Source organism: Kribbella lupini, assembly GCF_039529595.1.
Classification (GTDB): domain Bacteria; phylum Actinomycetota; class Actinomycetes; order Propionibacteriales; family Kribbellaceae; genus Kribbella; species Kribbella lupini.
This window is the reverse complement of record NZ_BAAANC010000002.1, coordinates 189,897-208,787: the sequence shown is the minus strand read 5'-3', so window position 1 is coordinate 208,787 and position 18,891 is coordinate 189,897. Positions and strand designations below refer to the sequence as shown.

Below are 18,891 nucleotides of genomic sequence, written 5' to 3'. Positions count from 1 at the left end.
CGCCCATCAAGCTCGCCCGCCATCACCCAATCGGCTGATCTTCTGTCGTGCGACAGTTGCCCACGATGACGATCTTCACGTTCCACCTAGCGGAGCTCAGCCCGGCAACAACGGCACGCGCCCTGTGGAGGCCCCCATCCGCCCCCGGCCTCCGCCACGCCGAATGCCTGGCGCTGATGACCCTGGGCGCCCCCACCATCTCCCCCTCCCGCATGCAACTCCGCCGAATGGCCATGTTCGCCCGCTGGGAAGACGAACCCGCACTCCTCGCCTTCCTCGCAGACCACCCCCTGGGCCAAGACCTGGCCACAGGCTGGCACGTCCGCCTGCAATTCCTCCGCCGCTGGTCCCGCCTAGCAGCCTTCCCCGACCTGCCCGCGCGTTCAGGCGACTGGGACCCAGCCGAACCGGTCGTCGCCGTCACCCTCGCCCGAATGCGCCTCCCCGAAGTCCCCAGATTCCTGAAATGGGGCAAGCCAGTAGAACGCCTTGTCCGCGATCACCCGGGAACCACGTTGGCGCTGGCCGCGATGCGCCCACCCCACACAATCTCCACGTTTTCGGTCTGGCACTCCATCCAAGAGATGGAAGACATGGTCCACGGCCACAGCGCTGTCCCCGCGCCCGACCGTCACGCCGCCGCGATGGTCGAGCGCCGCCGCCGGGACTTCCACCACGAGTTCGCCACGCTGCGGTTCCGGCCTCTGTCAGAACACGGCTCGTGGCAAGGCCGAACAGAAATCGTTCCCCGGTAGGTCGCAGTCGTCCACGGCAGTGTCGTGCTCGACGTTCTTGCACGGCACCCCGCCGTTCTGCGGATCGGTGTCGCGCGACCGTTAGGGTGACGTACGGGCGAGTGGGCGGGGTCTACTGGTCGGGTCACCACGGGGAGGAATCGCTGATGACGCAGGAGCCAGAGTCCTTTGACCCTGCTCCTGGCCAGACGACGACAAGTGCGCTCGGCGCTCGACTTCTGACTGCAAGGTTCCCGGCCGAGCAGCCCGTGGACGACTGGTCGGCGGGAACTCCGGTGTCCTTCGCCCGCGATCTCGTCAACGAGTGGGCGACCGCCTTCGACTTCGACGAGTACGTCGCCAGGCTTCGGGCGCTTCCTCACTTCCGCCTGGAGATCGACGGTGCGTGGACCCATTTCCTGCACGTCCGCAGTCCGCATCCCCACGCCAGACCGATCGTCATCACGCACGGGTGGCCCAGCTCGTTCCTCGAGATCGTTCCTCTCCTCGAGCCGCTGACGAGACCTGAACTGCACGGAGGACGAGCCGAAGACGCATTCCACGTCGTCGTACCGTCGGTGCCCGGGTTTGCCTACTCCGACACGTTCAGGAAGCTCGAGCAGTTGACCGCTGCCTCGATCGCGGACCGCTGGCAAGTCTTGATGTCACGTCTCGGCTACGAGTCGTTCTTCGCCTCGGGCGGGGACATCGGAGCACGGGTGACGGCCTGGTTGGCAGTTCGACACCCTGACGCCGTGCTCGGTGCTCACGTCAGCACCAACGCGCTGAGCCCGGTCCGCACTCCGGGAGTTCACGACGGCACGCTGACTGCCGAGGAGAACGAATGGCTCGCGTCGATGGCCACCTGGGCAGAGCAGGATGGTGCCTATCACCATCTCCAGGCCACCAAGCCCCTGACCGCGGCGCTCGCTGTCGCCGACTCGCCGGTAGCACTCGCGGCCTGGGTCGTCGAGAAGTGGCAGGCGTGGAGCACCCTCGACCTGACCGCCCCAGCCACCCGTACGACGTTGCTCACTCTTCTGACTCTTTACTGGACAACAGGTTCGTTCGGCTCATCGGTGATGCACTATCACGCTCACGACCTCTTCCCAGGATCCCGCCCGACGAAGGATCCCGCCGCCGCGCCCGTAGCCGTATACGCCAGCCGGTCGGACATCGGCGGCGTACCGCCCCGTTCCCTTGCGGAGCGACAGTTCCACCACCCTCGATGGAGCGTCCTGCCGCGCGGCGGTCACTTCATGGCCACCGAGGAACCTGACCTCCTCGCCCAGGACATCCGAGAGTTCGCCGCCGGTCTGCGCTGACCACGACTCAAATCTCCGCGTGGCCGGCGGACAGGCGTTAGCCTTCCGAGAAGGGATCGATCATGGCCTCCGGGGGGACAGCGTGGCGAAGAAGCAAGCCGACCCATTGCCGCACCACACGGTCGAAGAGATCCGCGCCGCGTGCGAGGCCCCGCTCCCCGCGGGCGTGATGATGGTCCTGCTGAAGAAGACCGTCACCGGACTGTACGTTCACGAGGGCGGCGTCTCGGTCCTCGACCGCCCCGACCGTCCATGGCGTCAACTGCCCGCGGTGACGAAGGTGTCCCGCGGCATGTTCATCCGCAGCCGCGTGAGGCTCCGCCTCGCCGACGGCAGCAAGGCGACGGTCCGCCCGTACAAGCCGAAGTTCCGGTGCCTCCTCGAGACAGGCAAGCGCGACAGCCTGAACTTCTCCTCGACAAGCAGCGGCGACGCCCGCAGCAACGACTCACCCCTGGACAGCCTCGCCGCCATCTTCGTGATCCTGGTGGCGATGGTGATGTTCCCGATCTCGCTGGTTCTGCTGGCCCGCGAGCTGCTCGGCATCTCCGCACGAGCCAAGCAGGCAGCCCTGCTGCTGTCCCAGCTACAGACCATCACCCAGACCCAGTAAACCGGCGTCCGCTGACAAGTCGTCGTTGGGGGGAGCTGTTCCGGCGGCGCATCGGCAGCTCACCGAGTCTCGCGAAACGTGAGACAGTGACGAATACGGCCGCCCCGGGTTCACACCCGCGGGCGCCTTCACTCTGGAGCGGACGCCGCCTCATCCAGGCGCGTTTCACCGCTTTCGGTCGTTTCGCACCACTCCACGCCAGGACCGGGTCCAAGCACCACCCCACAAGGGAGATCTCCCATTACCGCTTCTGCGCTCACGCCGATCCTGGCCGCTCCTCGGACCCTCACCGACATCTACGGTCCTGGTATCGCCGTCTGCGCACGCCCCGCGCAGGAGCCGGCCGTTCCGTCGAGCAGGCACCGCAACACCCGCGACGTCCTGTCCGCCCGCCCCCTCGCCATCGCCGGCGACACCCCCGTCATCACCAGCGCGGGCGGCACTGAACCCAACCTCCTCGCCGCCCTCCGCGACGGTGGCCTGCCCGTCGGCACCGATCCACGCGAGTTCCGCACCGAGGCCGAGTTCGCCGCCCGCGTCACCGAAGCTCTCAGCGACGGCCTGCTCATGTCGATGGAGTACCCGCAGCCCACGGCGCTGTACCCCGACGAACGCTCCGTGAAGAGCGCCGAGCTCGTCGGTTACCTCAACAACAAAGCCAGCATCAGCACCTTCGTCGACCCCCGCTTCCAGGCCCGCCGCCAGATCGTCACGATCGACGAGCTCGCCGAAGCCATCCCCGCCGAGAAGTCCTGGGTGCTCAAGGCCGCCACCAACGCCGCTCACGGCGCCAGCCTCGACGTCTACCTGCACCGAGCGGGGGACCCGGTGATCCTGCCCGCGTTCACCGACGTCCTCACCGAGGTGGTCGTCGAGGAGTACCTGAACATCCAGCACAACTGGGGGGTCCAGCTGTACGTCGCCGCCGACGGCCGGGCCCGCCTGCTCGCCGTGACCGACCAGCGTATCGACGCCGACGGCGTCTACACCGGCGGCCGCTTCGGGCTCATCGTTCCCCTGCCCGCCGACCTGCTCACCGAATGCCTGGCGATCGCCCAGCGCGCCGCCGACGTCGGCTACCGCGGCATGTGCAGCCTCGACTGCGCCCAGACCTACGACGGCGAACTCGTCATGCTCGACCTCAACTTCCGCATCACCAGCGGATCCATCCCGCTGCTGGCGCTGCACACCATCCGTCCCGACGCCCTGGACCGACCGTCGGAGTCGACGAAACTCACCACCTCGGCACCCATCGCCACACTCCTGGCCGCGCTGCGGCCCGCGCTGCAGCGCGGAGGGCTCATCGTCACCGGCGGCCACGACACCCGCCGCACCGACAACACGATCAACCAGAGCACGCTGCACCTGCTCGTCTTCGGCGACGATCATGACGACGTCACCACCCGCCGCACCGAACTCGAAGCCTTGTACGACCACTGACGCGGACGTTGTGCGCGACAGCAGCGGCGGGCGTGGGCCATTCAGCCACAAGGCTTGAAGACTTCGCGTGGGTGCCAGAGGCGGGACTTGAACCCGCACGCCCGAGGGCACCGGCACCTAAAGCCGGCGTGTCTGCCGTTCCACCACTCTGGCCGGGGTTGCTCCCCAGGAGGTCATCCTAGGGAGCAACCGGTGTCAGCGGTTCTGCAGGGCGTCGATGAAGACGTCCTGGAGGTCCGTGGGGTTGCGGGCGACGTAGCTCTGGCCGCCGGTGGCCTGGGCCAGGCGCTTGAGCTCGGTCTCGTCCGCGTCGGGGCCGATGCCCAGGGCGATGATGCGGACCGGGCGGGCCGGGTCCTTCAGGCCCTCGAGGATCTGCAGGGTGCGGTCGAGGCTGTCGCTGCCCGGGTCGTCGTTCTTGCCGTCGGTGAAGAGCAGGACGGTGTTGACGGCGCCCGAGTCGTACTGGCTGCGGACTTCCTTGATCGCGGCGATGGCGGTGTCGTACAGACCGGTGCCACCGTTGACGCGGGCCGACTGGGCCGTCAGGTTGCTGATCATCGCCTGCCGGTGGGCCGGGGTCAGCTTGCCGATCGGTACCAGCTTCTTGAAGTCGGCCCCGAGCGGGCCGATCTTCGTGGAGAACACCCACAGGCCCAGTTCGGCCGAGTCGGGGAACAGCGTGAGGCCCTTGCCGGCGGCCTCGATGGTCAGCTGCATCCGGGTCTTGGCGCTGCCGGGGACCTTCTCGGCCATCGAGCCCGAGACGTCGATGACGGCCAGCGAGTGGGCCGACAGTGACAGCGTCGTCCAGCTCAGCAGAGCCTTCTCGATCGCGCTGGCGGTCGGCTTGGTCAGCTGGGTGATGTCGCCGACGCCGCGGCCTTCGCCGAGCGGACTCACCAGGGCGTCGCGGAAGCCCGCGTCGTCCCGAGACTGGCCGACGGCGTCGGACAGCATCTGCTCGCCGAGCGCCTTGCCGGCGTCGGTGATCGCCTCGGTGTTGGTCTTGGCGGTGACCACCACCGGGTAGTCCATCAGCAGCGTCCCGGTGCGCGGCACGATCGCCTTCAGCTGTGCGGCCGGGTTCTCGTCCTGGTACTTGACGAACGCCTGCTCAGACATCGGTACGACGACCGGGCTGCCGTCGGCGGAGGCCCGGCTGAGCGGCCCGCTCACCTCGGTGTACTGCTTCGGCATCGAACCGAGCCGCTGCGCCAGCGGTACGAGCACCTTGGCGACCTGGCTGTTCGACGCCGAGGTCTTGGCGCGTTCGGACTGGATCGCCAGGAGTGCGAGTGCGCCGGAGGCCTGCTTGGCCGGGTCGAGCAGAGCCGGCTGGGTTTCCGCGAAGAGGCTCAGCCACGACGAGGTGTTGGCGAAGTTCTCGGACTTGCCGACCAGGACCAGCGGTGACGTGGCCAGCGACGGTACGGCGATGGTCGGGATGGACTCGCCGTCGTCGGCGCGGCCCACCCACAGCGAGGAGTCCGGCACCCACAGGTCCGGCCGGCTGTCGCTGCCGTTCGAGAGCTCCTGGGCGACCGACGCGGACTGCGCGGCGGTGATGGTGAACTGCAGACAGGCGTTGCCGTCCTCACCGCCCTTGGCCATCAACGCCTTGGTCGCCTGGTCCAGCTGAGGCTGGAACTCGGGCGTCGTGCTGAGTTTGATCTGGGTCGGCTCGTCACACTGACCGCCCAGCAAACCGTCGGCGCCGGACTCGGATCCGAAGGAGCGGACCACGAACACGGCACCTAGCGAGAGCACCAAGAGACCGACGGCGGTCAAGTACACCGGCCGGCGGTTGTTGTTACTTCGCGTTACCGCAGAGGAATGTTTTCCCATCGCGGCAGGTCCCTCCCTCCCAGAGGCAGACTGCGCGCGCAGATTACCCGGTTTGCACTGGTCAGGGCCAAGGTCGCCGGCCACCGTGACCGCACCGGAATCAGGTCGTCATCGAACGCTGGAGGCCTTCGGAGTACGGCTACTCCTCAGGTAAGCCTAAAAACTCACGCTGGGTAGCGTCGGAACTCCGGTCCGCTCCGACCGGGGTGTGATCCAGATCACAGCACGGATTTGCTCAAACGACCGTTCCATGGACCGTGCCCGTGAAACCGTCGAAGGTTTTCCTTCGCTGAACCGGTCGAGCTGTCTCAGAGACCGAGATCGCGTCGCAGTTTCGCCACGTGGCCGGTGGCCTTCACGTTGTACTGCGCGACCGCGATCTTCCCGTCGGGGTCGACGACGAAGGTCGAGCGGATCACCCCGGTGACCTTCTTGCCGTACATCGTCTTCTCGCCGAAGGCCCCGTACGCCGTCAGGACCTCCTTGTCCGGGTCGCTCAGCAGCGGGAACGTCACGCCGTCGCGCTCGCGGAACTTCTGCAGCTTGGCCGGCTTGTCCGGCGAGATCCCGAGCACCGTGTACCCGGCCGCGGCCAGCGAGTCGAGCGAGTCGCGGAAGTCGCAGGCCTGCTTGGTGCAGCCCGGGGTCATCGCGGCCGGGTAGAAGTAGACGATCACGTTCTTGCCGCGCAGGTCGCGCAGCGAGACCTCGTTGCCGTTCGCGTCGGACAGCGTGAACTCGGGTGCAACGTCGCCGACGGACAGGCGCTCGGACATGACGGGGTCCTTTCGTCGACAACGGCACAGGACAACGGGCACGACTGGGTGATTGTCCGACATTCTGCCGTACGCCGGAAGCAGCGGCGCGAGGGGCTCCTGTGACGCGTGGGACGACCATGAGGTACGGCGAGGGAACTTGCGCGCGGGGACCGTGCAGGAGTGGAGTGGGCGCATGCGGGCGATGACGGTGGTTCCGGGCAAGGCTGGCTCAGCGTCCGTCGGCGAGGTCGCCGAACCGCCCGAGGCCGACGGGACGATGCTCGTCGAGGGCGTGCTGGCCGGGATCTGCGGCACCGACCTGGAGCTCGTCGCCGGCGAGTTCGGCAGCGGCAGGGCCGGTGCGGACCAGCTGGTGCTCGGCCACGAGTCGCTGGGCCAGGTGCTGGAGGCTCCGCCCGGCTCCGGCTTCTCCAGCGGGGACCTGGTCGCAGGCATCGTCAGGCGGCCGGACCCGGAACCCTGCCCGGCCTGTGCGCGCGGTGAGTGGGATTTCTGCCGCAACGGGCTCTACACCGAGCGCGGCATCAAGGGGGACGACGGGTACGGCGCTGAGCGGTGGCGGGTCGACCCGTACTTCGCCGTACGGGTTCCTGCTGAGCTGGGGCGGCTCGGCGTACTGGTGGAGCCCGCCAGCATCCTCACCAAGGCGTGGGAGCAGGTGGACCATGTTGGGAGTCGCTCCTGGTACGAGCCGAAGCAGGTGCTTGTCACGGGCGCCGGACCGATCGGTCTGCTGGCTGCGCTGATTGCTGCGCAGCGTGGGTACGCCGTACACGTGCTGGACCGGTCTGACGAGGGACCTAAGCCGCAGCTGGTGCGAGACCTTGGCGGGACGTTCTTGACTGACCTGAGCGAGCTGCGGGTGCAGCCGGACGTTGTCATCGAGGCGACCGGTGCTGGGCCGGTAGTGGTCGAGTCGGCCAAGCTGCTGGCGCCGGCTGGGGTGATGTGCCTGGCCGGGATCTCGCCTGGTCCGGACCGCATCGAGGTACAGATGGACGCTCTGGTGCGGCAGCTCGTCGTACGGAATGCCGCGCTGGTTGGGACGGTCAATGCTGCCAAGCGGCACTACGCCGACGCTGTGGATGTGCTGCTGGCGGCGGACCAGAGCTGGCTGGAGCGGTTGATCACCAGGACCGTTCCGCTGTCGGATTGGCCCAGTGCGCTGACCAAGAAGCCCGGCGACATCAAGGTGGTCGTGGACCTGCGCGCCTGACCTGCGAGGATGGGATCAGTTGCCGGTCAGTAACGAGGAGGACAGGTGTCGGACACGCAAGCTCGTGGTACCGAGCAGATCGAGGCGGACATCGCCGCCACCCGTGCACGACTGGCCGCGACCGTGGACGAGCTGGTCGACCGCACGAGCCCGAAGAACGTCGCCAAGCGGCAGGTCGAGCAGGCGAAGGCGCAGGTCTTCGACGAGCGCGGTGAGCTGCGCACGCAGAAGCTGGTCGCGGTCGGTGCGGCTGTTGTCGGTGTGGTCGGCGCCCTGCTGATGATCCGCAAGCTGGTGGGCCGCCGGTGACCCCTCGCAAGCGCCTGTCCGACGACAAGCTACCGATCCGGATGCTGCACGACCGCGTCCTGGTGTCGCTGGAGGTCGAGGGGGAGCGGAAGTCCTCGGCCGGGATCCTGATCCCGGCGACCGCCCAGATGGGCCGCCGGCTGGCATGGGCCAAGGTGGTCGCGATCGGCGCCAACGTACGCACGGTCGAGGTCGACGACCGGGTGCTGTTCGATCCGGAGGACCGCGCCGAGGTCGAGGTCCGCGGCGACGACTACGTGCTGCTGCGCGAACGCGACCTCCACGCCGTCGCCGCCAACCGCCTGGAAGACGGGCAAACCGGGCTCTACCTCTAGAACTCCTAGAAGCTGTTCGGGCCGAAGCGGAAGATCGCCAGTACTACGGCGAGCACCAGGACCACCGCGTTGATCGGCAGTGTCTTGTACTCCTTGCGGCGGACGTGGACGACGATGGCGGCGGCCATGATCACCGCCAGGCCGACGGCGGCGAGCGGGACCAGGATCGGGGCGATGTCGAGGGCGGCCGGGAGGATCAGGCCGAGTGCGCCGAGGACCTCGGCGGTGCCGATGAGCTTGAGGGTGCCGGCGGAGAAGTCCTCGGTCCACTTCATGTTCGGGTTCTCGCCGAGCTTGGCCTTGGACTGGGCCAGTTTGTTGCCGCCGGCGGCCAGGAAGAAGGCGGCCAGGAGGCCGGCGACGATCCACAGGAAGACGTTCATCAGCTGCTCTCAGTAGTTAGTTGATGCTTCAAGTCAAGGTAGCGCGGGTTGGGTTGAAGCGTCAATCAAGTCGGTAGACTGCACGGATGGCGGAGGACGTGCGGTGGCTGAATGCCGACGAGCTGCAGGGGTGGATGGCGCTGGCGGCCATGTTGTTCAAGCTGCCTGGAGCGCTCGACTTCCAGCTGCAGCGTGACTCCGGCCTGAATCATTTCGAGTACACGGTGCTCGCCGCCCTGTCGGAGTCGCCGGGACGGTCGCGGCGGATGAGTGACCTGGCCGGCGAGGCGAACGGCACGCTGTCGCGGCTGTCGCACGTGGTGAAGCGGCTGGAGAGTCGCGGGTTCGTGCATCGCCGTCCGTACGAGGAAGACGGCCGGATCACCGTCGCCACGCTGACCGACGAGGGGTACGCCTACCTGGTGGAGGCGGCGCCCGGGCACGTCGAGATGGTCCGCAAGTACGTCATCGACGCGCTCACGCCGGAGCAGCTCGAGCAGCTCAGGGTGATCAGCGAGCAGATCCTCGCGAAGGTCGATCCCGGGAAGCCCTGCTAAAAGCCCTTGCCGAGAACCGCACGGTCGTGCTCTTATTCGAGGGTGGGTAAAGGTGAGGAGACCAGAGCGGCGGTGCTCGACGTCGCCGCGGCGCAGGTCAGTGTGATCGGGCTGAGCGGGCTCAGCATCGGTCTGCTCGCCGAGCGGACGCGGCTGTCGAAGAGCGGCCTGTTCTCCCACTTCAAGTCCAAGGAGCAGCTCCAGCTCGACGTGATCGACTGGACCGCGGAGCTGTTCGCCGAGCGGGTCGTCCGGCCGGCGCTGAAGGCTCCGCGCGGCGAGGCCCGGCTGCGCGCGCTGTTCGACCGCAAGCTGCGCTGGGACAGCGGCGATCTCGCCCTGCCCGGCGGTTGCTTCTTCTACAGCGTGTCCGCCGAGCTGGACGACGCGCCGCCCGGCCCGGTCCGCGATCGCTTCCTGCAGGCGTACCGCGACTACATCGACGCGATCGCGACGATCTTCCGGACCGGGATCACCGAGGGGCAGTTCCGGCCGGACGCCGATCCGGAGCAGTACGCGTTCGACATCCAGGGCGTGCTGATGGCCTTCCATCACGCCAGCCGGCTGCTCGGCGACGACCGCGCCGAGGCGCGGGCGCGCGCGGCCTTCGAAGCGCTGCTCGACGCGGCGCGGATCTAGAGACCAGGGAACTTCGAGTGGGGGAGACGCAGCGGTGAAAAAAAGCACGATCGTTCGGTTTTATGCGACCAGCTTCCGGATTCTCGAGCGGGTCGCGCCGCCGATCGGTGCCCGGCTGCTCGAGCAGCTGTGGTTCCGCGTGCCACCAGTCCCGGAGAAGGTCCGCCGCCCGAGGGTCGACCTCCCGCCCGGTACGCCGTTCGAGCTGCCCTTCGAAGAAGGCCTGATCCGAGGCCAGGTGTACGGCGAACAGGGCCCGCTGGTCTATCTCGTCCACGGCTGGGGCGGTTGGGGCCTGCAGCTTGCGGCCTTCATCCCGCCGCTGGTCGACAGCGGGTTCCAGGTGGTCGCGTACGACGCACCGAGCCACGGCGACTCCGCGCCCGGTCCGGAGGGCAAGGGCCGCAGCACGTTGCTCGAGCTCGCCGACGCGTTCCAGGCGGTCGTCGCGGACCGCGGTCCGGCGTACGGCGTGATCGCGCACTCGCTCGGCGCGGCGGCGATCTCGCACGCGCTGCTGCACTTCGCCGGGCCGGAGCGGGTGGTGTACCTCGCGGCGGCGACGGACTTCGCGGATTGGATGGACGGGTTCCAGGCGGCGTTCGGGTTCGGGCCGCGGGTGCGAGCCGGGTTCCTGCGCCGGTTCGCGCGCAGGTTCGGGCCGATGGAGAGCTACGAGGGCACACGCGTGGTGACCGACCTCGCGACCAGGCGGGAGCTGCCGCCGCTGCTGGCGATCCACGACCGGGACGACCGCGAGACCCAGGCCGACGGGAGCATCCGGCTGGCCAAGGCCTGGCCGGGCGCGACCGTCGAGCTGACCGAGGGGCTCGGGCACCGCCGGATCCTGGGCGACCCGGCGGTGATCGCGATGGCGCTCGGCTTCTTATCCACAGATTGGGAAGGCGGCCACGCGGCGAGGGTCGCGCAGGAGACAATGGAGGGGTGACAGACCTCTTCTCCAGCTCCACCTCCAGCCGGTTGCCGGACTTCCCGTGGGACAAGCTCGCGCCGTTCAAGCAGAAGGCGGCCGACCATCCGGACGGCATCGTCGACCTGTCGATCGGCAGTCCGGTGGACCCGGTGCCCGACCTGGTGAAGAAGGCGCTGGCCGACGCGGCCGACGCTCCGGCGTACCCGACAACGATCGGTACGTCGACCGCGCGGCAGTCCGCGGTCGACTGGCTCGAGCGCCGCCTCGACGTACCGGGGGTGGACCCGCGGACCGGTGTGCTGCCGGTGATCGGGACCAAGGAGCTGATCATGCTGCTCCCGATGCTGCTCGGCGTCGGAGCCGGTGACACCGTGCTCATCCCGGACCTCGCCTACCCGACGTACGAGGCAGGCGCCGCGCTGGCTCGCGCCAAGAGCGTGCCGGTCCCCGACGTCACCCAGTACGACGGCCCGGTGGCCGTCGCCTACCTGAACTCGCCCCGCAACCCGTCCGGAGAGATCACCTCGGCCGCGGAGCTCAAGGCCGCGGTGGAGTGGGCCCGGGCCAACAACGTGCTGCTGGTGAACGACGAGTGCTACGTGGAGTTCGGCTGGGACGAGCAGCCGGTGTCCGTGCTGCACCCGGACGTGTGCGGCGGCTCCTTCGACAACCTGCTGGCCGTGCACTCGCTGTCCAAGCGGTCCAACCTCGCTGGTTACCGGGCCGGTTTCGTGGCCGGCGACGAGCGGATCGTGGCCGAGCTGCTGGCGGTGCGCAAGCACGCCGGGCTGATGGTCCCGTCGCCGATCCAGGCGGCGATGGCGGCGGCGTTCGCCGACGACCAGCACGTGGAGGAGCAGCGGGCGCGCTACATCCGGCGCCGGTCGGTCCTGCGCGAGGCGCTGACCGGCGCGGGCTGGGAGATCACGTTGTCGCAGGGCGGGCTGTACCTGTGGGCCGAGCACCCGTCGTACGACGCCTACGGATCGGTGGCCGCGCTGTCCGAACTGGGCATTCTGGTGGCGCCCGGGGCCTTTTACGGAACGGCTGGTGAGAGGAACATTCGAGTTGCGCTCACCGGGACCGACGAGCGAATCGATGCGGCGGTGAAAAGACTGCAAGCCCAGGTGTAACTTTTCTGGCGTCCAGGGCGTCTCCCCTGGTGAGGAGGGCGGCCCGGAATGGTCCCGCCCGTTGGGGAGGACGGTCATGGCTCGGAGAGCTCTGCCTACAGTCGCGGTCGTGGCGCTGCTCGCGCTGCTGCCGATCAGCGCGCACGCCGACGACACACCGGGCGTGCCGTCCGGTACGCCGGTGTCGACGCCGGTCGTGCCGGCCGAAACACCGGCGGACACGCCGGACAGCACGCCACCGAGCACGCCGCCGGCCGAGACGCCGGCGCCGCCGGCGACCGAAGAGCCCACCAGCACGCCGACCGGAACGCCCACCGATCAGCCGACGGGCCAGCCGACCACGCAGCCGTCGCTCGCCGCCGAGGCGCTGGCGATCTCGCTCGACCAGCCGGCCACGACGTGGGAAGACCGGCCGATGACGTTCACCGGCAAGCTCAACAACGGCGCCACGAACTGGTACCTCTCGCTCTGGCAGGCGCTGCCGAGCGGCTGGACCCTGCGCGGCGCGACCCAGTCGACGACCGGCGGCGCGTACAAGATCACCTATACCCCGACCGGCCCGATCCGCACCACGTTCCGGGTCGTCGTCGGTCCGAAGTTCTACGGCACCCCGGCGATGTCGCCGGCCCGGATCGGCACCGCGCAGGACCGCCGGATCGTGATCACCAAACCCGCCGCCTCCTACGTCGCGCTGACCGGCGTCGCCGTCACCGGGACGACGGTGCCGGCCCAGCCGGGGCTCGAGGTCGTGCTCCAGGACCTGCTCGGCAGCGGCGCCTGGCGCTGGCTGACCAGCGTCAAAACCGATGCCAAGGGCAACTTCCGGTTGCCGTTCCCGGACAACTTCCCGTCCAGCCGGTCGGTTCGCGTGGTCAGCCGGGGCGTGCCGGCCACGGCCGTCGAGGTGTCGGCGTCGGCGTACGTCGTGGTCAAGGCCGGGCTCAACCCGAAGGTGTACGCCGTCGCCGCGAGCATGGTCCCGAAGACCTACCGCGCCGGCTGCCCGGTCGGGCCGTCGTCGCTACGGCTGCTGACGATGAACCACTGGGGCTTCGACGGCCTGCTGCACAAGGGTGAGCTGATCGTCCGCGACGCCGCCGTGCAGAAGATGATCACGGTCTGGACCGCGAACCTGAACGCCAAGTTCCCGATCCGGCGGATGACCCGGGTCGACGTGTTCGGCGGCAGCGACGTCCGCGCGATGGAGGCCGACAACACCTCGATGTTCAACTGCCGCCAGGTCACCGGCGACCCGTACTCGCTGTCGCCGCACTCCTACGGCTACGCGATCGACATCAACACCGTGGAGAACCCGTACCTCGCGGCCAACGGCGTCTGGTACCCGAAGAACGGTCTGGCCTACCGCACTCGCACACCGGCCCGCCCCGGCATGCTGTTCGCCGGCAGCACCCTCACCAAGGCCCTCGACGCCCAGGGTTACTTCTGGGGCGCCCGCTGGGCCAAGCCGGACTACCAGCACTTCGAGCCGAAATGAGAGTCCAGTACGCCGTAGTGGTGGTCGCTGCAGGCCTGCTGACCGCCTGCAGTCCCACCCAGGCAGCTGACAAGCCCGCAGCCACTCCCGAGCTGTCGATCCCCAGCACCGTCGGCGGCACGGTCCCGATCCCCACAGTCACGCCGAACACGGCCAAGCCCACCGACGCCGCCAAGCCCCCGGCAGTACCCGAGCAGGCGACCGCACCGCCGCCCGCTGCCGCCGGACCGGTCACCAGCAAGAACCTGCCCCCGGCCGACAAGCTCGGCACGGGCTGGAAGACGTACGTCGACGAGGGCGGCGCGGAGGCGGGCTGGCTGGGCAACAAGACGTGGACCAGACAGCGCAGCGCGCACCAGGCGGCGTACGAAGCATTGCCGGTCGGCTGTGAAGGGCGGATGCCGGCGGGCTCGCTGCCGGTCCCGCTGCACGCCCTGCAGGCGACGTACCGGACTGGCTCGGACCTGCCCGCTACAGCCCTTCTGCTCCGCTTCGCGAACCAGAAGCAGGCTGCGCAGTACTACACCGGGTACCAGGCGCGCATGACAGCCTGCGGCACCTCCAAGGACGCCCAGCTCGCAGTAGAGCCGCTCTGGTCGGAGCAGGACGCAGCAGCCCAAGTGCGCCGGTACGCCGGCGCCGAGCCCTACGCCGAGACCGTCGTGCACCAAGGCAGCACGGTCGCTCTGCTCGCCGCGCAGGACGCCAAACCGAGCGCCGACTGGGCGCACAGCGTCGTTCCCGTACTCCGGGCTGTGATCGATTCGGCATGAAAGATGTACTACCTTTCAGTTTTGTCCGCGCTTAGACTCCGTCCATGGGTGACTTCGACCGGTACGCACGGCTGACCGCCGAGCTGGACCCGCCGTTCGCGGTGGTGGACCTGGCCGCCTTCCGCCGCAACGCCGACGACCTGGTCCGGCGCGCCGCCGGGGTGCCGATCCGCGTGGCCTCCAAGTCGGTGCGCAACCGTGCGTTGCTCACCGAGGCGCTGCAGCGGCCCGGTTTCCACGGCGTGATGAGCTACGCGCTGCCCGAGGCGCTCTGGCTCGCGCGCAACGGCGTCGACGACATCCTGATGGGCTATCCGACCGTCCACCGCGCCGCGCTGCGCGAACTGGCCGGCGACGCCGAAGCGGCCGCGCGGATCACGTTGATGATCGACGATGTCGAGCACCTCGCGTTCATCAAGCAGGTCACCGGCGGCGGTGAGCGGATCCGGGTCTGCCTGGACGTCGACGCCTCGCTGCGGGTCTTCGGCCAGCATCTCGGCGTACGGCGTTCTCCGCTGCGGACGCCGGAGCAGGTGCTCGCGCTCGCGCGGCAGGTCGTCGCCGACGACGCCTTCGAGCTGGTCGGCGTGATGTTCTACGAGGCGCAGATCGCCGGGCTGCCGGACACCTCGCCCGCCGTGCGCTGGGTGAAGCGGCGGTCCGCGGCCGAGCTGTCCGACCGCCGTGGCGCGGTCGTCGACGCGGTCAAGCAGGTCGCGCTGCTCCGGCTGGTGAACAGCGGGGGCACGGGCAGCATCGAGATCAGCAGCGCCGATCCCGCGGTCACGGAGGTCACGGCCGGGTCAGGTCTCTACGGGCCGACGCTGTTCGACAGGTACGACGTGTTCCAGCCCGAGCACGCGGTCGCGTACGCGCTGGGCGTCGTACGACGTCCGACGCCGCGGATCGCCACGCTGTTCGGCGGCGGGTACGTCGCGTCCGGCCCGGCGAAGAAGTCGCGGCTGCCCGCGCCGACCTGGCCGCTCGGGCTGAAGCTCCTCGGGACCGAGGGCGCCGGCGAGGTGCAGACCCCGGTCGCTGGCGAGAACGCGCGCGGTCTGAAGATCGGCGACCGCGTGTGGATGCGCTACGCCAAGGCAGGCGAGATGCTGGAGCGGTTCGACCGGCTGTACGCGATCGACGGCAACGAGCTGACCGAGCTGGTGAGCTACCGGGGCGAAGGGAAGAACTTCGGATGAGCACCTGGCGGAACTGGGCGGGCACCGAGTCGGCGACCGGCGTCGAGGTGCTGCGGCCGGGCTCGACCGACGAGGTCGCCGCGGCAGTCAAGGCCGCGGCCGAGCAGGGCAAGAAGCTGAAGGCGGTCGGCTCCGGCCACTCCTTCACCGGCTGCTCGGTCCCGGAACAGGTGATGGTCCGGCTCGACGGGCTGTCCGCGATCCAGTCCGCCGACCGGACGTCGGGCCGGGTCACGGTCGGCGCCGGCACCGGGCTGGCCAAGCTGAACGCCGGGCTCGCGTCGTTCGACCTCGCGATGGCCAACCTCGGCGACATCGACAAGCAGACGATCTCCGGCGCGGTCTCCACCGGCACGCACGGGACCGGCGCGAAGCTCGGCGGCCTGGCGACCCAGGTGGTCGGGCTGGAGTTGGTCACGGCCGACGGCTCGGTGCTGCAGTGCTCCGCCGACGAGAACGCCGACGTGTTCGCGGCCGCCCGTGTCTCGGTCGGGGCGCTGGGCGTGATCACCTCGATGACGTTGCAGTGCGTGCCGGCGTTCCTGCTGCGCGCGCAGGAGATGCCGCTGCCGCTGGGCGAAGTGCTGAACGGTTTCGATGAACTTGCCGATGGCAACGACCATTTCGAGTTCTACTGGTTCCCGCACACCGACGTCGCGCTGACCAAGCGCAACAACCGGGTCTCCGACGGCGTCGGCGCGTCGCCGGTCAGCCGGATCCGCGGCTGGGTGGACGACGAGCTGCTGTCCAACAAGGTGTTCGAGCTGACCAACCGGCTCGCGGTCCGGCGGCCCACCCTGGTGCCGCGGATCAACCAGCTCGCGTCGCGGGCGCTGTCGGCGCGCGAGTACGTCGACGCGTCGTACAAGGTGTTCTGCTCGGAACGGAACGTGGTGTTCCGCGAGTCCGAGTACGCCGTACCGCGGGAGAAGCTGGTCGAGGTGCTCGGCGAGCTGCGGGCCTGGATCGATCGGTCGGGGGAGCGGTTCCCGTTCCCGATCGAGGTGCGGGTCGCGGCGGCCGACGACATCTGGCTGTCGACCGCGCAGGGCCGGGCGACGGCGTACATCGCGATCCACCAGTACCACCGGCTCGACCACGGGCGGTACTTCGCCGCCTTCGAGCAGATCGTCGCGGCGTACGGCGGCCGGCCGCACTGGGGCAAGCTGCACACGCTCGGCGCCGAGCGTTTCGCCGAGCTGTACCCGCACTTCGGCGACTTCCTGGCGGTGCGCGACCGCCTCGATCCGCGGCGCGCGTTCGCAAACCCCTACACGCGGCAGGTCTTCGGCGACTAGCCTGCCGCCATGACCCCACTCGAACCGGTCGTTGAGGACTGGCAGAAGGCGCTCGCGATCGTGGCGCACCCCGACGACCTGGAGTTCGGAACGGCCGCGGCGATCGCGCGCTGGACCGGGCAGGGCAAGGAGATCGTCTACGTGATGGCCACCTCCGGCGAGGCAGGCATCGACGGTCTCGCGCCGGCCGAGTGCGGGCCGCTGCGGGAGGCCGAGGAGATCGAGTCGGCGCGGATCGTCGGCGTCGACGTGGTCGAGTTCCTCGGGCAGCCCGACGGCACGATCGAGTACGGCGTCGCGCTGCGCGAGGTGCTCACCGCGGTGATCCGCCGGCACCAGCCGGAGATCGTGATCACGAACAACTTCCGCGAGACCTGGGACGGGGACGTGATCCTCAACCAGGCCGACCACATGGCCGTCGGGCGGGCAACGCTCGACGCCGTGCGGGACGCGGCCAACCGGTGGATCTTTCCCGATGCCGGTGAGCGGTGGAACGGCGTACGGCAGGTGTGGGCGGCGGGCTCGCCGTCGGGCAAGCACGGGGTCGACATCACCGACACGTACGAGACGGGGCTGGAGTCGTTGCGGGCGCACAAGGCCTACATCGACGGGCTGGGCGGCTTCGATCCGTCGGAGTTCCTCGAAGGAGTGTCGCGCGCCGGTGGTACCAGGTTCGGTACGACGTTCGCGACGTCCTTCGAGGTGTTCACTCCTTAGAACTTCGCGTTGAGCTGACCGAAGTCGAGGATGTCGGCGAGCTCGTCGTAGGTGCCGTGGTCGAGGACTTCGCGGGCGGCGTCGAGGGCCTTCGAGTACGCCGCCTGGGCGATCGCCGTACCGAGGCTGATCCGGCGTACGCCGTGGGCGATGAACTCGGCGACCGACGGTGCGCCCGGGCCGGCCATCACGTTGACCGGGAGCGGGGACTGCGCGGTCAGCTCGCGGATGGTCGGCAGGTCGGTGAGCCCGGGGACGAACAGGCCGTCGGCGCCGGCCTCGGCGTACCGCTTGGCGCGATCGAGCACGTCGCCCAAGCGGCCGTCCTCCGGGCCGATGCCGAAGAGGAACACGTCGGTCCGCAGGTTGATCAGCAGGTTGTGCAGGCCCTTGGCCGTTGCGCCGGCCCGCGCCGCTTTGATCCGCTCGACCTGCTCGTCGACGGAGAACAGCGGACCGCCCGGGGCCTTGGAGTCCTCGAGGTTCACCCCGACAGCGCCCGCTGCGGCGACCTCCTCGACGGTCCTCCGGACATCGGCCGGCGCCGGGCCGTAGCCGCCCTCGATGTCGGCCGTCACCGGCACGTCGACGGCTGCGGCGATCCGGCGTACCTGCTCGATCATCTCGTCACGGGTGAGGACCTGACCGTCGGGCTTGCCCAGCGACCAGGCCACGCCGCCACTGGTCGTCGCGACCGCCTGCGCACCGGCCGCGACCACCAGCACGGCGCTCCCCGCGTCCCAGACGTTGGGCAGCACCAACGGATCGAGCGCCCGGAGCTTCTGCGCCTTGTCGCTGGACATCAGTGGCTGACCAGCAGCTCGTGGTCGATCTCGACGAATTCGACGATCAACCCGGCGAACCGCCCCGCGATCAGTTCCTTGTACGCCGCCGAGCCGGTGTGCGCGTCGTACGCCGCCTGGTCCGCGAAGTGCTCCACGAACAACAGGTAGTCGGCCCGCGCCGGATCCCGGTACACCCGGAACGACAACGTCCCCGCCTCCACCTCAGGCCCCCGCGGCGCAAACTCCGCCACAATCGCCTCCGCCTCGGCTTGCATGCCCGGCTTGAGCTCAATCGGAAAAACCTTGCACAGCATCTTGGTGACCCTCTCTGCAGTGATCTGACCCAAGAAGCATCAACCGGCAGGGCCCCCACGGTCTG

21 protein-coding genes and 1 tRNA gene are annotated in these 18,891 nt (G+C 69.1%); 16 read left to right on the top strand and 6 right to left on the bottom strand.

The annotated features are described in order from the left end of the window. The first annotated feature begins 65 nt into the window (after positions 1-65). The 4 genes from ABD235_RS14180 to ABD235_RS14165 all read left to right on the top strand — a co-directional run bounded on the left by ABD235_RS14180 (position 66) and on the right by ABD235_RS14165 (position 4,112). Positions 66-755 (top strand): hypothetical protein, encoded by a 690-nt coding sequence (locus ABD235_RS14180; protein WP_344174171.1) that lies wholly within the window; start codon positions 66-68, stop codon positions 753-755. A 146-nt stretch (positions 756-901) separates the two neighbouring features. Beyond that, the gene (locus ABD235_RS14175; protein ID WP_344174169.1) at positions 902-2,059 is read left to right on the top strand and encodes an epoxide hydrolase family protein; all 1,158 of its coding nucleotides are present in this window, start codon (positions 902-904) and stop codon (positions 2,057-2,059) included. Between the two features lie 82 nt (positions 2,060-2,141). Continuing rightward, complete coding sequence (locus ABD235_RS14170) at positions 2,142-2,672, top strand: hypothetical protein (RefSeq protein ID WP_344174167.1); 531 nt, start codon at positions 2,142-2,144, stop codon at positions 2,670-2,672. A 573-nt stretch (positions 2,673-3,245) separates the two neighbouring features. Beyond that, positions 3,246-4,112, top strand: a complete 867-nt coding sequence (locus tag ABD235_RS14165; RefSeq protein ID WP_344174165.1) for a hypothetical protein — start codon at positions 3,246-3,248, stop codon at positions 4,110-4,112. Positions 4,113-4,184: 72 nt separating this feature from the next. Here the strand turns inward: ABD235_RS14165 and ABD235_RS14160 are convergent. The 3 genes from ABD235_RS14160 to bcp form a co-directional block, all read right to left on the bottom strand. Then, positions 4,185-4,265: transfer RNA gene (locus tag ABD235_RS14160), tRNA-Leu, on the bottom strand. A 42-nt stretch (positions 4,266-4,307) separates the two neighbouring features. After that, a complete protein-coding gene (locus ABD235_RS14155; protein ID WP_344174163.1) occupies positions 4,308-5,858 on the bottom strand; it encodes a VWA domain-containing protein in 1,551 nt (516 codons plus the stop codon). Positions 5,859-6,268: 410 nt separating this feature from the next. Next, positions 6,269-6,736, bottom strand: coding sequence for a thioredoxin-dependent thiol peroxidase (gene bcp, locus ABD235_RS14150; protein ID WP_344174161.1), 468 nt, complete (start codon positions 6,734-6,736; stop codon positions 6,269-6,271). Between the two features lie 175 nt (positions 6,737-6,911). On the opposite strand from bcp, the gene ABD235_RS14145 reads away from it, so the two are divergent. The 3 genes from ABD235_RS14145 to ABD235_RS14135 are packed head-to-tail and all read left to right on the top strand — an operon-like array spanning position 6,912 to position 8,599. Beyond that, positions 6,912-7,955 (top strand): glucose 1-dehydrogenase, encoded by a 1,044-nt coding sequence (locus tag ABD235_RS14145; protein ID WP_344174159.1) that lies wholly within the window; start codon positions 6,912-6,914, stop codon positions 7,953-7,955. 45 nt (positions 7,956-8,000) lie between these two features. Next, positions 8,001-8,264, top strand: a complete 264-nt coding sequence (locus ABD235_RS14140; RefSeq protein WP_344174157.1) for a DUF3618 domain-containing protein — start codon at positions 8,001-8,003, stop codon at positions 8,262-8,264. Further along, positions 8,261-8,599 carry a GroES family chaperonin gene (locus ABD235_RS14135; RefSeq protein ID WP_425553113.1) on the top strand — a complete coding sequence of 113 codons (339 nt, stop codon included), beginning with the start codon at positions 8,261-8,263 and terminating at the stop codon, positions 8,597-8,599. Before ABD235_RS14140 ends, ABD235_RS14135 begins: the two co-directional genes overlap by 4 nt. A gap of 5 nt (positions 8,600-8,604) precedes the next feature. Here ABD235_RS14135 and ABD235_RS14130 read toward each other — a convergent pair whose 3' ends face one another. Further along, a complete protein-coding gene (locus ABD235_RS14130; protein WP_344174154.1) occupies positions 8,605-8,982 on the bottom strand; it encodes a DoxX family protein in 378 nt (125 codons plus the stop codon). A gap of 86 nt (positions 8,983-9,068) precedes the next feature. Here ABD235_RS14130 and ABD235_RS14125 point away from each other — a divergent pair, with 86 nt between their 5' ends. The 9 genes from ABD235_RS14125 to ABD235_RS14085 all read left to right on the top strand — a co-directional run bounded on the left by ABD235_RS14125 (position 9,069) and on the right by ABD235_RS14085 (position 17,727). Continuing rightward, positions 9,069-9,539 (top strand): MarR family winged helix-turn-helix transcriptional regulator, encoded by a 471-nt coding sequence (locus tag ABD235_RS14125; protein WP_344174152.1) that lies wholly within the window; start codon positions 9,069-9,071, stop codon positions 9,537-9,539. A gap of 42 nt (positions 9,540-9,581) precedes the next feature. After that, positions 9,582-10,178: a TetR/AcrR family transcriptional regulator gene (locus ABD235_RS14120; protein WP_344174150.1), complete on the top strand. Its 597-nt coding sequence runs from the start codon at positions 9,582-9,584 to the stop codon at positions 10,176-10,178. A 34-nt stretch (positions 10,179-10,212) separates the two neighbouring features. After that, on the top strand, positions 10,213-11,127 hold the full coding sequence (locus tag ABD235_RS14115; RefSeq protein WP_344174148.1) for an alpha/beta fold hydrolase: 915 nt from the start codon (positions 10,213-10,215) through the stop codon (positions 11,125-11,127). Further along, positions 11,124-12,245 (top strand): succinyldiaminopimelate transaminase, encoded by a 1,122-nt coding sequence (dapC, locus tag ABD235_RS14110; protein ID WP_344174146.1) that lies wholly within the window; start codon positions 11,124-11,126, stop codon positions 12,243-12,245. The genes ABD235_RS14115 and dapC overlap by 4 nt, the downstream gene beginning before the upstream one ends. 109 nt (positions 12,246-12,354) lie before the next feature. Next, positions 12,355-13,740 (top strand): M15 family metallopeptidase, encoded by a 1,386-nt coding sequence (locus tag ABD235_RS14105; RefSeq protein ID WP_344174144.1) that lies wholly within the window; start codon positions 12,355-12,357, stop codon positions 13,738-13,740. Continuing rightward, entirely contained in the window at positions 13,737-14,513 is a 777-nt protein-coding gene (locus tag ABD235_RS14100; RefSeq protein ID WP_344174140.1) for a hypothetical protein, read from the top strand. Before ABD235_RS14105 ends, ABD235_RS14100 begins: the two co-directional genes overlap by 4 nt. Before the next feature lie 44 nt (positions 14,514-14,557). Continuing rightward, entirely contained in the window at positions 14,558-15,712 is a 1,155-nt protein-coding gene (locus ABD235_RS14095; protein WP_344174137.1) for an amino acid deaminase/aldolase, read from the top strand. Then, on the top strand, positions 15,709-17,010 hold the full coding sequence (locus ABD235_RS14090) for a D-arabinono-1,4-lactone oxidase (protein WP_344174135.1): 1,302 nt from the start codon (positions 15,709-15,711) through the stop codon (positions 17,008-17,010). Before ABD235_RS14095 ends, ABD235_RS14090 begins: the two co-directional genes overlap by 4 nt. 9 nt (positions 17,011-17,019) lie before the next feature. Beyond that, positions 17,020-17,727, top strand: coding sequence for a PIG-L deacetylase family protein (locus ABD235_RS14085; protein WP_344174133.1), 708 nt, complete (start codon positions 17,020-17,022; stop codon positions 17,725-17,727). Here ABD235_RS14085 and ABD235_RS14080 read toward each other — a convergent pair. Both ABD235_RS14080 and ABD235_RS14075 read right to left on the bottom strand, forming a co-directional pair. After that, the gene (locus tag ABD235_RS14080) at positions 17,724-18,530 is read right to left on the bottom strand and encodes an isocitrate lyase/PEP mutase family protein (protein WP_344174131.1); all 807 of its coding nucleotides are present in this window, start codon (positions 18,528-18,530) and stop codon (positions 17,724-17,726) included. The genes ABD235_RS14085 and ABD235_RS14080 overlap by 4 nt on opposite strands. Continuing rightward, positions 18,530-18,826, bottom strand: coding sequence for a putative quinol monooxygenase (locus tag ABD235_RS14075; protein WP_344174129.1), 297 nt, complete (start codon positions 18,824-18,826; stop codon positions 18,530-18,532). The genes ABD235_RS14080 and ABD235_RS14075 overlap by 1 nt, the downstream gene beginning before the upstream one ends. Positions 18,827-18,891: the final 65 nt, after the last annotated feature.

Coding starts and splice junctions, on each gene's coding strand:
- bcp (WP_344174161.1), bottom strand. CDS start 6,736: ATGTCCGAGCGCCTGTCCGTCGGCGACGTTGCACCCGAGTTCACGCTG.
- ABD235_RS14130 (WP_344174154.1), bottom strand. CDS start 8,982: ATGAACGTCTTCCTGTGGATCGTCGCCGGCCTCCTGGCCGCCTTCTTC.
- ABD235_RS14125 (WP_344174152.1), top strand. CDS start 9,069: ATGGCGGAGGACGTGCGGTGGCTGAATGCCGACGAGCTGCAGGGGTGG.
- ABD235_RS14175 (WP_344174169.1), top strand. CDS start 902: ATGACGCAGGAGCCAGAGTCCTTTGACCCTGCTCCTGGCCAGACGACG.
- ABD235_RS14075 (WP_344174129.1), bottom strand. CDS start 18,826: ATGCTGTGCAAGGTTTTTCCGATTGAGCTCAAGCCGGGCATGCAAGCC.
- ABD235_RS14180 (WP_344174171.1), top strand. CDS start 66: ATGACGATCTTCACGTTCCACCTAGCGGAGCTCAGCCCGGCAACAACG.
- ABD235_RS14095 (WP_344174137.1), top strand. CDS start 14,558: ATGGGTGACTTCGACCGGTACGCACGGCTGACCGCCGAGCTGGACCCG.
- ABD235_RS14085 (WP_344174133.1), top strand. CDS start 17,020: ATGACCCCACTCGAACCGGTCGTTGAGGACTGGCAGAAGGCGCTCGCG.
- ABD235_RS14165 (WP_344174165.1), top strand. CDS start 3,246: ATGGAGTACCCGCAGCCCACGGCGCTGTACCCCGACGAACGCTCCGTG.
- ABD235_RS14145 (WP_344174159.1), top strand. CDS start 6,912: ATGCGGGCGATGACGGTGGTTCCGGGCAAGGCTGGCTCAGCGTCCGTC.
- ABD235_RS14080 (WP_344174131.1), bottom strand. CDS start 18,530: ATGTCCAGCGACAAGGCGCAGAAGCTCCGGGCGCTCGATCCGTTGGTG.
- ABD235_RS14100 (WP_344174140.1), top strand. CDS start 13,737: ATGAGAGTCCAGTACGCCGTAGTGGTGGTCGCTGCAGGCCTGCTGACC.
- ABD235_RS14090 (WP_344174135.1), top strand. CDS start 15,709: ATGAGCACCTGGCGGAACTGGGCGGGCACCGAGTCGGCGACCGGCGTC.